This is a genomic window from Neoroseomonas alkaliterrae, from assembly GCF_014199195.1.
Lineage (GTDB): Bacteria > Pseudomonadota > Alphaproteobacteria > Acetobacterales > Acetobacteraceae > Neoroseomonas > Neoroseomonas alkaliterrae.
The window spans coordinates 1-1,119 of record NZ_JACIJE010000047.1 but is presented as its reverse complement, the minus strand read 5'-3'; the positions used below and the strand labels follow the sequence as shown (position 1 = coordinate 1,119).

At 67.6% G+C, this 1,119-nt stretch carries 1 protein-coding gene; it reads left to right on the top strand.

Translation table 11 applies throughout. The features are described from left to right. Nucleotides 1-891 (top strand): IS5 family transposase (locus tag FHS88_RS20470; RefSeq protein ID WP_184487332.1); only part of this gene is annotated, 891 nt, incomplete at its 5' end. Nucleotides 892-1,119 lie beyond the last annotated feature (228 nt).

Here is a 1,119-nt window from a genome sequence, read left to right as displayed (position 1 = left end):
ATGCTGGTGCTGCAGGCGATGCACGGATTGTCGCTGGCGCAGACGGAGTATCTGGTGGCGGATCGGCTGAGCTGGATGCGCTTCTGCGGCCTGGGCCCCGGTGACGCGGTGCCTGACGCCAACACGCTGTGGGACTTCCGCGAGGCGCTGATCGCCGCTGGTGCGTTGGAGGCGCTGTTCACCAGGCTCGATGCGGCGATCACGGCGGCGGGCTACCTGCCGATGGCGGGCCAGATCGTGGACGCGACCCTGGTGGCCGCGCCCCGCCAGCGCAACACCGAGGCCGAGAAGGCGCGCATCAAGGCGGGCGAGAAGGCGGCGGCGATCTGGCCTGACAAGCCGGCCAAGGCACGCCAGAAGGACACCGATGCGCGCTGGACGGTGAAGTACAGCAAGGCGAAACCCGCCGCTGACGGCAAGCCGCAGATCGACATCGCCATCCCGGTCTTCGGCTACAAGTCGCATATCTCGATCGATCGCCGGCATGGTGTGATCCGGCGTGGCAAGACCACCGACGCCGCGGCGCATGACGGGGCACGGCTGCGCGAGGGGCTGATCGATCCGAACAACACCGCCTCCGATGTCTGGGCCGACACCGCATATCGGTCGGCGGAGAACGAGCGGTATTTGGCCGGCATCGGCCGCGTCAGTCGCATCCATCGACGCAAGCCGCGAGGCCGGTCGATGCCGAGGCATCATGCGAGGGCGAACGCGGCCAGATCGGCGGTGCGCGCCTATGTCGAGCATCCCTTCGCGCATCAGAAGGGGATCATGGGGCTGGTGATCCGCACCATCGGCCTTGCCCGGGCGAGTGCTGCCGTCACGCTCGCCAACATGGCCTACAACATGAAGCGGTGGTGCTGGCTCGACAGGCGAGTTGTGCCCGCATGATGCGAAAGCCGGAGCGAGCGGCCGCAACCGCCACGCCAAGGCCGGCGCAACAGCGCTCTCCCCGGTCATCGGGGCATCCCAACGATCATCCGGCGCCCTATGCGCGCCGGAGGCCAGGGATTCCGGAGGTGTCCAACTGGCTGTCGAACCGTATCTTCCGCGATCACGACGACATCGTCGATCACTGCTGCCACCACTGGAACCGCCTCATCGCACAGCCCTGGCGCA